Here is a 13,134-nt window from a genome sequence, read left to right as displayed (position 1 = left end):
AGCTTGGCCGTCTGCGCCAGCAGCAGCCCCGGCAGCATGGCCATCAGCAGCGGCAGGCCCACCCGCCCCCGCGTTGCCCAGGTACGCACACTCACTTCGTCACCACGCCTTTCATGCCACCGCCAATCAGCGCGGCCACGTCGGCCAGCACGAAAAACGGCGCCAGCCCGCCGGGTGCCGCCAGGTAGCGGGCTTCCCATTCGGGCTCGAACTTGTCCTTGAAACTGTGCAGGCCGCGGAAGTTGTAGAAGCGGTCCCCGTATTTGTAGAGCAGCCGGCCCAGTTGCTGCCAGCGCGGCGCCTTGCGACGCTCGGCCATGCCCGCCATGGGCGACATGCCCAGCCCGAAACGCTGGTAACCCTCGGCCTGCAGGTGCAGCATGACCTTGGCGAACAGGAAGTCCATGGTGCCGGGCGGGGCGCCGGGCAGGTAGCGCATCAGGTCCACGCTGGCTTCCTGCTTCGCAGCGGTGCTCAGCAGGTTGGCAAAGGCGATGACCTTGCCCTCGCGCCAGACCACGGCCACCGGCAGCTGCTGCAGGTAGGCCTCGTCGAAGCGGCCAACGGAAAAGCCTTTTTCACGGCCGCGCTGGTGCGTGAGCCAGGCCTGCGAAACCTCGCGCAGCTGCGGCAGCAACTCGGCCACGCGGGCCGGGGGCAGCACCTCGAAGCTCAGGCCTTCACGCTCGCCGCGGTTCACGCCGGAGCGCAGGTTGGCGCGCTTGGCGCCCTTGAGGCTGAAGTCAGGCAGGTTCACATGCGCATATTCGCCCAGCTTCAGCGCCTGCAGGCCGCAATCCAGGTACAGCGGCAGGGCCACTGGCCGCACCTGGTAGAAGGCCGCACGACCGCCATGGGCGTTGGCCAGCTCGATGAACTGCCACACCAGGTCGGCCCACTCGCGGCTGTCGCCAAACGGGCCGTACAAGGACACCCAGCTGCGCGCCTGCTTGCCGTACATCAGGAAGCTCCTGCCGGACGGCGAGAACATCAGCTGCTTGTCGCCGATCAGCGCGTAGCAGCCGTCGGACGAGGGGTTGGCGCGGATGATGGCCGCCGCGCGGGCGATCTGCTCGGGCGTGGTGCGGCTCAGCACGCCGGCTGGCTGGCGCATCAGCTGCCACAGGAAAAACGCCAATGCCATCAAGGCCACGCCCATCAGCGCGCGCAGCGAGCGCGGGGCCTGCCCGTCCAGCTCGAACTGCCACCACAGGTGGTTGCTGTAGGCCACTTCCTGGTAGGCGAAAAACAGCACCCACACACAGGCCAGCACCACGCCCAGCAGCGCCAGCAGCCACTCCGGCTCCAGCCGCTGGGCGAACAGCGAGGACGGCCGGTTGAACTGCTTGCGCGAGATCACCAGCAGCAGCACCAGCATGCTGAGGAAGGCCGCCTCGTTCAGCGCAATGCCCTTGGGCAGCGCCAGCAGCGCAGCCACCATCGACAGCCCCAGCGCCGCCCACCAGGCCGCGTCCAGCCGGTGCAGCAGCCCGCGCGCCACCAGCAGCAGCCCGAGGCCGGCCACGCTGCCGAGAAAGTGCGAGGCCTCGATCAGCGGCAGCGGCACACGCAGCGTGGCCAGCACCTCGCGCGCGTCTTCGGTGAAAGGGGTGACGCCGGAGACCAGCAGCCACAGGCCGGCGACCATCGTCAGTGCCGCCATCAGGCGCGGGCTCAGGTGCACGGCCATGCGGCTCACAGGTGCGGCCACGCCTGAGCGCAACTCGTAGGCGATCAGGGTGCCGGTGGCCAGCAGCAGCGGCAGCACGTAGTAGATGCCGCGGTTCAGCAGCAGCGCGCCCAGCATCGCGTCACTGGGCACCCCGGTGCCGCTGGCCAGCAGCATCACCGCCTCGAACACGCCCACGCCGCCCGGCACGTGGCTGATGATGCTGGCGGCGATGGCAATCGCATAGAAGGCGATGAAGGTCGGCAGGCCGATGTGGTTGGTCGGCAGCAGGAACCAGAGCGCTGCGGCCGAAGCGGCCAGCTCCACTGCGGAAATGAGCAGCTGGCGCAGCGCCAGGTTCAGCGTAGGCAGGCGCAGCGTCCATCGCCGGCCGCGGCCCAGGCCCACCTGCAGCAGGTGCTGGCGGCTGCACAGCCACAGGAAGCCGGCAAGCGCCAGCAGCATGGCCAGCGCCAGCACGCGCAGCCACCAGGCCCGGCTGTGCAGCAGCGGCGCGACGTCCGCCGCGCCCCACAGCAGGCCCATGGCACCGAACACCATCATGCCCAGCGCAAAGGCCGCTGCATTGAAGCCGATGACCCGCGCGATCTGAGGCGGCTCCAGCCCCGCCGCGGCATACAGCCGCATGCGCACCGCACCGCCCGACAAAGGTCCGAGGCCGATGGTGTTGGACAGCGCATAAGCAACGAAGGAAGTCAGCAGCACGGTGCTGCGCGGCACCTTGGCCCCGGCATATCGCAGCGCGGAGGCGTCGTACTGGGTCAGCGCAAGATAGCTGGCGGCGGTGGCGAGCAGCGCGGCGAAGATGTCGATGTTGGGCGTGGCCGAGACGGCGGCCATCACGCTGGCATAGCGCACCTCGCGCAACAGCCCCTGCAGTGCGAAGCCCACGGCGCCCGCCAGCACCAGCCCCAACGCGGCCAGCAGCCAGGGCCGCAGGCGGGGCCACCACTCACCAAGCCTGGCCACAGGCGAACGGGGCTGCACAATCAACGGGGGTTCGGGAACGGACACAGGTCTTCTTGCTTTCTGGGTGGCCGGGTCAGGCACATTCTGTCGGTTTTGAATCCATTGTTGCGAATGGATTCAATGCCGACGAAGCTGAACGCCGTTGCAGTTGCGACGGTGCACAGTGCCACGCAAGCCTCGCACCAGCTTCTGCCAGGCAAACCGAGTACCCGCGTCAAGGCGCAGGCGGCTGCCACCAGTCGTATTCCCACTGCCACGGCATGCGGGTGGCGCCCAGCACCCGCTCGGCCAGCGCCGGGTAGAGCCGCTCGGCGCGCACGTCGTTGGCCAGCAGCACGATGCAGCGCTGGCCAGCTTCCAGGCACAAGGCCATGTTGCCGGTGGCGTCGTCGTGGCCGCCCTTGAGCCAGGCTGGGCCGCTGGCATCGTCGAAGCGCACGACGCCCAAGGCAGCGGAGAGGCCGATGGCCTGGTAGCGCGTTTCGGTGGGTGGCAGGAAGGTCGGGAACTGGTGCGCGGAGGTGATGGGCAACTGCCCTTTGATCCATTCGGCGCGCGCTGCCGGGCTCAGGCCGTCGCCTCGCATGAAGCCGGCCCACATGCGCGCCTGGTCGGCAATCGTCGTGTCCATCGAACCGGCGGCGCGCACATTGCTGCGCTCGTCATGCGGCAGCTCGCTGCCGTCCAGCTGGTAGCCGTCGGCCAGGTTGTTGGCAAAGTCCGGCCGCCAACGCATGCTGGTGCGGGTCATGCCGAAACGGTCGAAGATGCGGCGCTGCATTTCCTGGCCCACGTCCAGGCCCAGGCCTTTTTCCAGCACGAACTGCAGCAGGTTGATGCCTTCGCCGGAATACGCATAGCGGCTGCCGGGATCGAAGTGGAACTGCAGCCGCTGGTCCGCCTCGACCCATCGGAAATTTGCAAAACCGCTGCTGTGCGTGAGCAGCATGCGAGGCGTGAGCTGGCGCCAGCGCTCGTCGCCAGCCAGGTCGGCGTAACCGCGCTTGGCATCGCCGTACTTCGGCAAGGGCTGCGGCAGCAGCTGCGCCAGCGGCGCGTCCAGCGACAGCCGGCCCTCGTCCGCCAGTTGCATCACCATGTAGCCGAAAGCCGCCTTGGTCAGCGAGGCGCCATACATCACCGTGTCCGGCGTGAGCGGCAAAGCCTTGGCCACATTGCGCTGCCCGTAGGCGGCCACCTTGACCACCTGGCCGTGTTCGATCACCGCCAGTGCCAGGCCCTTGACCTGCTCGCGCTGCATCAACTGGCGCACCGCGTCGTCCAGCGAAGCGCTGGCCAGCGGAGCCGACGGAGGGCCGGCGCACGCGCCCAGCAGCATCGCCCCCGCAGCCCATGCACAAGCCCCCATCCACCGCCAACCTGGCTTCATCGTTGCTGGCTCCGTTGTGGTGCGACGGTTCATCAAGCCATTCCTGAAAGACATGCGAGGCAGCGCGTGCGACACGGCGGCCATTCACCTACGAACCTGGACGGAGGCGTGCCTTGTCGAGCTTGATGGCCACCCCGACACTTCGGCCCGCAAGATTGGGCACGCTGTAGTGTGCCGAACTGCCAAGGATGATGGCGCATTCGGACAGCGTGAATCCATGGTCCTGCTGCAGCCATTGAATGAGTCCTGTCGTGGCCGAGCGCAGCGCTTCGTCCAAAGAACCCGCCTGGCCCAGCACCATGATCTGCGTCGGGGATTCAACCCGCGGCATCGCGATCGATTTCCCCTTGATCACCTCCACTGTGAATTCGACATCCATCGAGGTTTCCAGCGCGTACTGCGAGGTTTCGCCATCGCCTTGAAGGGCATGGGCGTCGCCCAGGTAAAGCAAGGCGCCCGGCTGCTGGACGGGCAGGTAGACCACATTGCCTTCCACTACTTCGTTGAAATCCATGTTGCCGCCAAACCTTCCGGTGTCTCCGGTGGAAATGGGAGCCGATCCAAAACCCGGTGCAACCGCAAGCCCGCCCAGCATCGGGCGAACCGGTACGACAAACTCCTTCAAGCGCTCGGTCGGCGTTTCAAGGCTTGCCAAACCGCGCATCCGATCCAGCTTCCAGCGCACCGGCTGGCCCAGGTCCGCCGCTTTGCCAACCAGGCTGGCACCCAGCGCCCTACCCACGATGGTATCCAGGCTGTCGGCATGGTCCCGGTTCAGGCGCAGGCGGTTGAGCCGCACCACCAGCGTGTCGCCAGGCGAGGCTGTCGCGACAAAAAACGGGCCGGTCTGCGGGTTGCCGAACAAGGCGCGGGTGACGCCGTTTTCGTCCACGCCACCTGAATCGATGGTCTTGGTGTGCACGGTGTCGCCCGGCCAGATAGTCAGGACTGGCGCGCGGTGCGGACTGAACTCGTTGGAATACTCCGTTGGCTCGAACTCGTGGCGGCGCGGCGGTCCTGCCGGTCGATCGGGAATGCGGCGCGCTGAAAAGCCATGCTTGGCACGCCTGGCCGGGTTGTTGCTGTCCGGAAAGTCGGCAATGCCATCGATGCGTCCGCCCTTGATCGTGCCGGCAAACGAATACCTCGCGTTGTTCGCGCCGGTTTCCTCGAACGTGATGGTCGAGCCATGGCGACGCCCCGTGACCTTGTCGCCGTCCATGTCCCCCGCAATCGCCTCGCCATCCTGTTTCAAGGTGAGGGTTTGATAGACAGGATTGCCCCAGAGATCGGTCGTCACGACCCACTGCTCGGTCGCCTGCGCCAGCGCGGCCCCGGGGATCAGGCAAAACAGCAAGGCAACACGTTTCAACATCAAGCAGGTTCCGGTTCGATTCATGAATTCACATGGGTTGTTTCAGCGCACCAGGCTACCGCTGGTGGCCCGGGATATGCCCGGATCTCCAGCAAATGCTGATTCGGATCGTTGAAATAAAGCGTGGGCGCTGGCCCGCGTGCACCGCTTTCCTCGCCTGGCCCGGTGTTGGTTCCCACCGAATCGAAGGTCGGGCCGTGGGCCATGCCGGCCGCCTTGATGCGCACGAAGATCTGCTCGAATTCCTCGCTGCTCACCGCAAACGCGTAGTGCTCGAATCCGGGCGTGCCCCAAGGCGCCAACTGCAGCTGACATTCTGGCCCTGCCCTGAGCACGGTGAACGGTCCGTCCTGCCCCTGCAAGGTGAAACCCAACACCTGCGTGTAGAACGCGATGCTGGCGGCCAGGTCGTTGACCTTCAGGATGATGTGATCGAGTGTGGCCATTCGTGCAGTCCTCCGGGGTCACATGCCCACACCATGCGCCATCAGGCTGGCGCACAAGGCCACGCCCAGCAGCAGCACGACTTCCAGCCGCAGGGCCAGCATGATGCGCCGGTACTCCTGCGCCGAAACCGAAGGCGCCATGCCCTGGCTGGTCTGCGGGCGCCACTTGATGAAGCGAATCGTCGGGTAGATCGACAGCAGACCCGCCAGCACGAACAGCGTGAGCTTGGCGTGGAAAAACGGGTTGGCGAGATAGAAGCCGCTGCCCTTCTCGAAATAGAACACGCGCACCAGACCGATGATCAGCACCAGCCCGGCAAAGGTGCCATACCACCGGTCGCTAGCCTGAAGCCGCTTCGCCTCCGCCAAGGTCGGCGCGGGGCTCATGGTCTGCCACTCCAGGAAGACGGCGCCCACGATGCCGAAGACGGCGAGGAAATGAAGGAAGGCAAACACCGCGCTGATGGTCATGGATGTCCTCTTCAATGATCTTCGGTCATGCCCCGCCCAAGCGGGTCGGCGGCGCCTGAATCTCAGGCGCCAACATCCTTCAGCGAGGCCTGGTAAGCCTGAATCCTCGGCAACAGCAATTCCCGGCGCTGCAGGCTTGACGCAGGCCAATGCTGCGCCCGGTCGTAATACTCGGGCACTGCCGGCACGTCGCCGGACAACAGCACCCAAGGCTGCTTCGAGGCCGTGAAGATGTGGATGTCCGGCGGCAGCAGATCGGGGTTGTCCAGTGTGCCCACGCGCACGAACTTCACCAGCGGCCCCGCACCCGCGTAGTGGCTCCACACCGCCACCTGGCACCGCGGACAGCGCGCGATCTGCTGGCCCTCGCCACTCTCGGAAGGCATGTGCACCAGCGCCACTTCGCCACCCAGCGAATCCACCGCATCGCTTTCGATCATCGCGTTCAGCGCAAACGAAGCGCCCGATTCCCGCTGGCACCAGCGGCAATGGCAGCAGTGCACGAACAAGGGCGCAAGGTTCAACCGGTATCGGATCATGCGGCAATCACAGCCGCCTTCGATGGGGGTCATGGTGCGTGGCGAAATTGGAGCAGCGCCAGCCTACCCGCGGGAGCCCGCGATGGCAAACACCGCCATCACCGGCACACCCGGCAGCAGCAAGCCGACCACACACTGCCAGTCGGCCAGGCCCCGCAGTTCAGCGCGGAATCTCGCGCAACACGCGCACGCCGACGCGGCCGTCCGAGTCGACGAAGTTGATGTCGTAGCGATTGCGGATGCCGCAGCGCACGTAGGGTGCCTTGCCGTCCCACGAGCCTCCGCGCATCACCCGCTTCTCCTCGCCGCCGGATTCGATCTTCGGGTTGTTTTCCACCGCCGTCGGGTAAGGCGACACAAACTTGTCCTGCACCCATTCCCACACGTTGCCAGCCATGTCATGCAGGCCCAGGCCATTGGCCTTCTTGGTGCCGACCGGGTGGGTCTGCTTGCCCGCTTCCGCCTTGTTGAACCAGGCCACCTCACCCAGTTCGCTCGCACCCACGCCGCCAGGCCAGGTCTCGTCCTTGCCGCCACTGCGGCAGGCGTATTCCCACTCGGCCTCGGTCGGCAAGCGGAACATGCCCTTGCCTTGCGCGCTGAGCTTCTGCACGAACTCCTGCGCCTGCAGCCATGAGACCTTGTCCACCGGGCAATTGTCGCCACAGCCCGCGAACTTCGACGGGTTCACGCCCATCACCGCCCGCCACTGCGCCTGCGTGACCTCGTACTTGCCAATCTCGAAGTCGCTGACGCAAACGTTGTGGATGGGTTGCTCGTGTTTCTCGTAGCCCTGCGTGCCCATCTTGTAGCAACCACCCGGCACACGCACCATTTCGATGGTGGCCGCAACCTCCTCGGCCCGTGCCGCCGACGCACCCAGTGCCGCCGCGAGCAGGGAAAATGCCATCGCACTCTTCATCCATTCCTCCCTGAAATCACTGCTGATCCCAAAGATTCTGCCAGTGGCATGCGAGGCTCAGGCTCAGCACAGGCCCTGGACTTGGCCCCGGGGCCAGGCAACCCACCAGCGCCGAACCGCATTCAGGATCGTCCTCAAGCGCAGGCTCGTCGGCCAAACTAGGAAGCGTCATTCGCCGCCTGTGTGAACAGGGCCATGGCGGCGTTCGATTTCGGCGACTGAACCGATGACGAGTTGCGCCAGGACGGACGGGTCCAGATCCGCGAGGCGCTTGAAGTAGAGGCAACCCTTGCCCATCTTGTGCGGGCCCAGCCTGGACAGCAACTCGGCTGCGCCATCCCAGTACGGCGCCAGATAGAGCACGATCTCGCGCCCTCGAATCGCGAAGCCGACCAGGCATGAAGTGCCGGTCCTGCCGGATGCGTAGGTGTACTGGTAGGCGCCATAACCCACGATGCTCGGCCCCCACATCTTCGGGCCTTGCCCGGTGACCTTCTTGAGCAGGGCCATCAGGGCCTTGCAATCGGCTCGCTGCGCCTCGCTTGCCTTCGCGGCGATGTGGTCATCGACGCTTGCATCTGTCGGCTTGGTCTTGGCTTCTGGCATGGCGGGAATCCTGGCAGGGTTTTCAAAGCTCGGCGATGGTCAGAATGATGGCGACTTTCTTCTCATCGAGGCCCTGAAGATCTTCTTCGGCAATGCGACCTTCGCGCAGCAGACGCCCAAAGACGTGCAGCAGCTGCGAGTACCGGTAGTCGTACTTGAAGTCAATCTCCCTGCGCCTCTGATCGGTGCGCTTGATGAGAGACCACAGTTCATCAGGTTCGGATATGGATGCAGCCGCACGCTTGAACTCGGTGATGATGTCCGAGAGTTCCTTCTGCAACGCAGATTCAAAGACCGCTCGCGCGACCCGCTTCTCCGAGTTTGACCAGTTGATGTCGTGCATGTCTTGGCCTCCAGAACAAGGATCTCCAGACACGAGGGGCTGCCGAAGCCAGTCACCTCGATTGAAGGGTCAAGCAACGCTCGACCGTGCGTTCATGACTTCCCTTCCCGTTTGAACATCGCCTTCGTGTCTTCGAACCCGATGGGGGCGGATGTGTGCTCGTGGACGATGCGTAAAACATGGCCGCGGGTTTTGAGCACCCAGGTGATGCGGTTTTGCATGGCCCGAAGTTCTTCGCCTTGAGCCGAAAAGGCAGCGTACCTGGCGAAGGCGGTCATTGCGGCGAAGCTGGGCTCCGCCGTGATTTTCACGTCTTCGAACGTCACCCTGACGGTCTCGTCTCCGAGCGAAGAGAACCACCCCTCCACGGCGATTCGCCAAGCCGCGGCACCTTCGTATGACCAGGTTCCCCAAGTGTCGAATACCCGGACCTCGGCGTCGTAAAGCTGCATGAAGGTCTCGGCGTTCTTCGCCAGGACAGCGGACTTGTAGGTGTCGAGCTTTTGCAGAACCTGCTTCTCGGGATCACTCATGGTGAGTCCTTCCATTGACGATTGATCGTTGCGGCTGGTGACGGGCCGCAGCCAGTTCCAACAGGACATCCGGGCAGCGCTCTTCGTTCAAGCTGCCGTCTGTGAACTCTATCGCGCTGAAGCCGTGCCGCTTGTAGAAGCGGCGTGCGCCTGCATTGGCCTGGAATGTATAGAGCCTGACGGGCCGGGGAAGCGACGCAAGCCCATGCCCTGGCCAACAAAGCCCGGCAGCACATACAGCTGATCAATCCAGGAAATGCCCTTGGCCTCGGAGGTGGCCAGAATGCCAACCACGGCCTCCGCCATACAGGCAACCGAAACTCTACAAGAAGGCATGAGAATATTCCGTACCCAGTGGTGGGTTTCGACTGCGCTGTGCGCCATCGGCGCATATGGAATGAATGCCTTGCGAGACGAGATAATAACTTCGGCTACTGCCGATGCATCGTCGTTCACAGCCTTACGGAGAAGAGGTTGCATACGAAGGAATCACCCAGTCCTGGATTGGTATCGAAGTACCAATATTGACTTGCTGCGGAAGTTCAATCTGAGCGACCCAGCTTGATGCGGCAAGTCAGGTTGATTGAAGGGTCTACAGCTTGCGCGCATACGAAAAGCGCCCTGTGCACAGCCAAATGATGATCTGGGCACCGCTCCGGGAGCCGAGCGAGACTGCGCTGGAGTGGTCCTTGTCCAGAAACCAAGTATGCATGCCAGCACTGCTCATGGAGGGCGAACCCAGCAACTGGATCATGGCCGCAAGGGCCGTCTCCTTCTGCACTGATTCCAGCTTGACCAACAGCGCTCTTTCGCTTGCAGTCATTTGGGCCAGCGCATCAGCGTTCTGCTCTTCCTGGGTTTGATTGGGGTCGAAGCCGTAGCGCCACTTGTTGAGAAGACTGTCGGAACTCTGGATGCCAAAGATGTCCATGATGTTCTCGATGTATTGAAGCAATTGGTCTCGGTCTTCGCTGTCTGTGTTCTCGAACTCCTTCAACGTAGGCTTGAACTCGTCGAGCACTTCGGCCTTCGACGGCAGAGCGCTCAGTCGAGCAAGCAGACGGTTGGCAAGAGCGTTCACTCGCGCCTCGTATTCCAGGCGTGCGGCCTCGCTTGGCGGGCGATACAACCCTTCCTCTCGAAATTTCGGTAACGCTAAAAAGCGTTCGAGCGCTTGCCTCGTATCGCTGACAACGGACATAGGCACGGATCCCCCTGGGGTTTCGTTGCTCACCGCACCAGCCACAAGGCAAAAATTGAGAGCAGTGGAGAATAAGATGGCAACCAGCAGTCGACGGCTCATGGAAACCTAAATTTAAAATTCAGCTGCGTGGCAGCGGCTCGGTGCAATTCGGCATTGAAGGAGCCCGAATGGCGACTCAATCAAACGTAGGACTTGCCGCGCTAGGAGGTTCTTCACGGGTTGGGCGGAACTTCATGCGCCGCCGCGAGCCCAGTGCCAGAACAATGCTCCGGCCAGCGCGAACAAGCAAAAGTATGTGCCTAAAGCACCCACGAACTTGAGTGGGTGGCGCTCATTGACGGAGGGAACGAGAAGCGTGCCAGCAGCATGAAACCTGCAGACCAGAACTGCTGCCGCAAGGCCAGTGACAAAAATGCTCGGAGAGGCGGTGTTAGGCGTGGGCCCTCCGTACCCGAAAGAGGACGCTCACAAGAAGCGCGCCCACGGGAGCTGCTAGGGACCATATGGCCAACTGCCACGGAGCTGCCGGTCTTGGGAACTGAGCAAATGCCGTAGCAAAAACAGCACTTGCCACAAGGCTTCCCCGCAACGACCATGAATGCGATCCAGAGAGAAGGCAAGCGATGAACGCGCCAAGACCAAAGGACACCGCACGAAACAAAGTGTCTACGCGCCAGAAAGATGTTTGGCCGGCGATGAGCACAACATTTTCAGACGGTGGCTTGTCGTAGAGCCACTCGAGTGCAGCGATAGGCACCAAGTTGTCGATCAGCACTTGTGCTCCCAATGAGACCAACAGGGCCACAACGGTTGCAAACCAGATCGAACCGGTGAATTTCGGGGGTGCTGACATGCGACGTCTAACGAATGAAAGGGACTTCCCCGTCCCGATTGGTACCCTGGCCTATAGAAATCATCTCGCCTGCATCAGTTCGGCGTCGGAAGCCGGTTCGCTTTCGCGCCACCGCTCCTGCCGATGCGGGTGTAGGTGATCGTCCGAGCCGGGCCTTCTCCGGTCGTGACCGCCTTGATGGTGATGCCGCTGTCCGGGCCCACCAGACCTTCCGCCGTGGCGTAAAGAGGTTCACGGTGGCCGTCGCCGCGGTCGAAGATCAGGTCTTCGCCTGCCTGGCCGTGAATGATCCTGAATGGATCGACGCCCTGAATGTCGGCGAACGCATAGGTCCCAACAAACCTCTCGGAAACTGAGGCAGTGATTTCTGTGCGCACCACGACCGGCGTGGCCATGGCGTCTGGCCAGCCATACGCGTCGGCGATCCCGCGCAGCAGTTCGGCGATCAGGGGTTTGGCATTGTCGGAATTGGTCAGTATCGCGGCCCCTTGGCAGGTCGCGGGGTAGAGGATCAGTGAGGAGTTGTACCCTACGTTCGTGCCGTCATGTCCGAAATGGCGATTTTGGCCTTCGCCGCCGACAACAAAGCCGAGACTGCGTGAGCCGATCTGCGCCGTCGTCATCAGGTCGGCAATCCCCGGCGATAGAAGAGCGTGGCGGTCATGGCGCGCGGCCTTCATTGCCACCACGCCGAACAGGGCGAGATCGGGCGCGGTGGTCCACAGGCTTGCCGCCGCTAGCTCGGGATAGATGTGCCAGCCCCCCGGGACTTCCGATCCATCCGCGACATGGCCGACCGCCACATCCTGCCCGTCTGGAGTCTCGAAGCCGCTGTGGTGCATGCCGGTGGGCACGAACACCTCGTCTCGCATGAGGCTATCGAAGCTCTTACCCGTCTTCTCTGTCATGAGAAGCTGTGCGACAAGGTAGCCGCCGCCAGCGTAGCGCCACTCGGAACCTGGCGTATAGGCAACCTCGACCGGTTTGGGGCGTGCCGGTTCGATTCCGTCCAGGGTCTGGAGCAGTGTCGGCATCGGTGACCCCTTCTTATAGCCACCATAGCCACCGGGAACGAGGCCGGCACTGTGACTGAGGATGCTCCGCAGGGTGACTGGATGGCCAGCCAGCAGCGGGGTGTCCGGAACCTTCCACGCTTGCAGATGGAGATTCACGTTTTCGTCGAGCGAGAGGACGCCTTTATCGACCAAACGCAATGCGGCGAAGGCCGCCACGGGTTTGGTGACGGAAGCTGCCTGGAATATGGTTTGTGTACTGACTGCATGCCCGTTTGCACCAGCGACCCCGAAGCCTTTGATTTCAACGATGCGGCAGTCGTCGATGATGGCGACACTCACCCCCGACACCTTCCAGCGTGCCATCCGGTCGGCCAGCGACATCTTTGCTTCCGCCGCACCTTCGAACGCAACCGCCTGCCGCAAGGCGTTGTCGTAGCGCGTGTGTGGGCTGACGGAAGGAACCTGAACAAATGCACAGCCAGACAAGGCCGAACCGATGATTGCGCCAACAACGCGTTTCTGAGCTGCTGCGTGCATTTATATCCATTGCCGTTCGAGCTTGAAGCTTAACTATAAATCACGCTTCAGACATCGCCAAAGTGCCTGACGAGGCGGCGCCTGCCCCAACATCTGAAAAGCCATTGGATTCTCGCTGAGGATTCCGGACGCCTGGCGCTGGTTTTTTTTTGAAAACGCTCGCCCGGCCAACGCGCCGCGCGAGCCCAAAAAACAAAACCCGCCAGCGGCGAGTTTTGGGGTCTGCGGGTGAGGCCTGGT

13 protein-coding genes are annotated in these 13,134 nt (G+C 63.3%); all 13 read right to left on the bottom strand.

Annotated features, from left to right (window positions below; translation table 11 throughout):
- Positions 1–91 precede the first annotated feature (91 nt).
- Positions 92–2,677 (bottom strand): bifunctional lysylphosphatidylglycerol flippase/synthetase MprF, encoded by a 2,586-nt coding sequence (gene mprF, locus FKP22_RS00485; RefSeq protein WP_231011248.1) that lies wholly within the window; start codon positions 2,675–2,677, stop codon positions 92–94.
- Between the two features lie 196 nt (positions 2,678–2,873).
- Positions 2,874–4,049 carry a serine hydrolase domain-containing protein gene (locus tag FKP22_RS00480; RefSeq protein WP_233446787.1) on the bottom strand — a complete coding sequence of 392 codons (1,176 nt, stop codon included), beginning with the start codon at positions 4,047–4,049 and terminating at the stop codon, positions 2,874–2,876.
- A gap of 88 nt (positions 4,050–4,137) precedes the next feature.
- A complete protein-coding gene (locus FKP22_RS00475) occupies positions 4,138–5,448 on the bottom strand; it encodes an acetamidase/formamidase family protein (RefSeq protein WP_211361256.1) in 1,311 nt (436 codons plus the stop codon).
- Positions 5,445–5,870: a VOC family protein gene (locus FKP22_RS00470; RefSeq protein ID WP_141284112.1), complete on the bottom strand. Its 426-nt coding sequence runs from the start codon at positions 5,868–5,870 to the stop codon at positions 5,445–5,447. Before FKP22_RS00470 ends, FKP22_RS00475 begins: the two co-directional genes overlap by 4 nt.
- An 18-nt stretch (positions 5,871–5,888) precedes the next feature.
- Complete coding sequence (locus FKP22_RS00465; protein WP_141284110.1) at positions 5,889–6,341, bottom strand: DUF2214 family protein; 453 nt, start codon at positions 6,339–6,341, stop codon at positions 5,889–5,891.
- A gap of 62 nt (positions 6,342–6,403) precedes the next feature.
- The gene (locus FKP22_RS00460; RefSeq protein ID WP_141284108.1) at positions 6,404–6,913 is read right to left on the bottom strand and encodes a GFA family protein; all 510 of its coding nucleotides are present in this window, start codon (positions 6,911–6,913) and stop codon (positions 6,404–6,406) included.
- A 127-nt stretch (positions 6,914–7,040) separates the two neighbouring features.
- The gene (locus FKP22_RS00455) at positions 7,041–7,790 is read right to left on the bottom strand and encodes a formylglycine-generating enzyme family protein (RefSeq protein WP_170200674.1); all 750 of its coding nucleotides are present in this window, start codon (positions 7,788–7,790) and stop codon (positions 7,041–7,043) included.
- 180 nt (positions 7,791–7,970) lie between these two features.
- A complete protein-coding gene (locus FKP22_RS00450) occupies positions 7,971–8,408 on the bottom strand; it encodes a DUF1801 domain-containing protein (protein WP_141284104.1) in 438 nt (145 codons plus the stop codon).
- 22 nt (positions 8,409–8,430) lie between these two features.
- Entirely contained in the window at positions 8,431–8,751 is a 321-nt protein-coding gene (frp, locus tag FKP22_RS00445) for a fluorescence recovery protein (RefSeq protein ID WP_141284102.1), read from the bottom strand.
- A gap of 92 nt (positions 8,752–8,843) precedes the next feature.
- Entirely contained in the window at positions 8,844–9,284 is a 441-nt protein-coding gene (locus FKP22_RS00440) for a YybH family protein (RefSeq protein WP_170200673.1), read from the bottom strand.
- Positions 9,285–9,392: 108 nt separating this feature from the next.
- Entirely contained in the window at positions 9,393–9,740 is a 348-nt protein-coding gene (locus tag FKP22_RS00435) for a GNAT family N-acetyltransferase (protein WP_141284098.1), read from the bottom strand.
- A 136-nt stretch (positions 9,741–9,876) separates the two neighbouring features.
- Positions 9,877–10,587 (bottom strand): DUF4844 domain-containing protein, encoded by a 711-nt coding sequence (locus FKP22_RS00430; RefSeq protein WP_141284096.1) that lies wholly within the window; start codon positions 10,585–10,587, stop codon positions 9,877–9,879.
- Between the two features lie 828 nt (positions 10,588–11,415).
- The gene (locus FKP22_RS00425; protein WP_141284094.1) at positions 11,416–12,894 is read right to left on the bottom strand and encodes a serine hydrolase domain-containing protein; all 1,479 of its coding nucleotides are present in this window, start codon (positions 12,892–12,894) and stop codon (positions 11,416–11,418) included.
- Between the last annotated feature and the right edge of the window lie 240 nt (positions 12,895–13,134).

The sequence above is a fragment of the Ideonella azotifigens genome (assembly GCF_006519715.1).
GTDB classification, from domain to species: Bacteria; Pseudomonadota; Gammaproteobacteria; order Burkholderiales; family Burkholderiaceae_C; genus Ideonella; species Ideonella azotifigens.
This window is presented reverse-complemented; position numbering and strand designations above follow the sequence as displayed.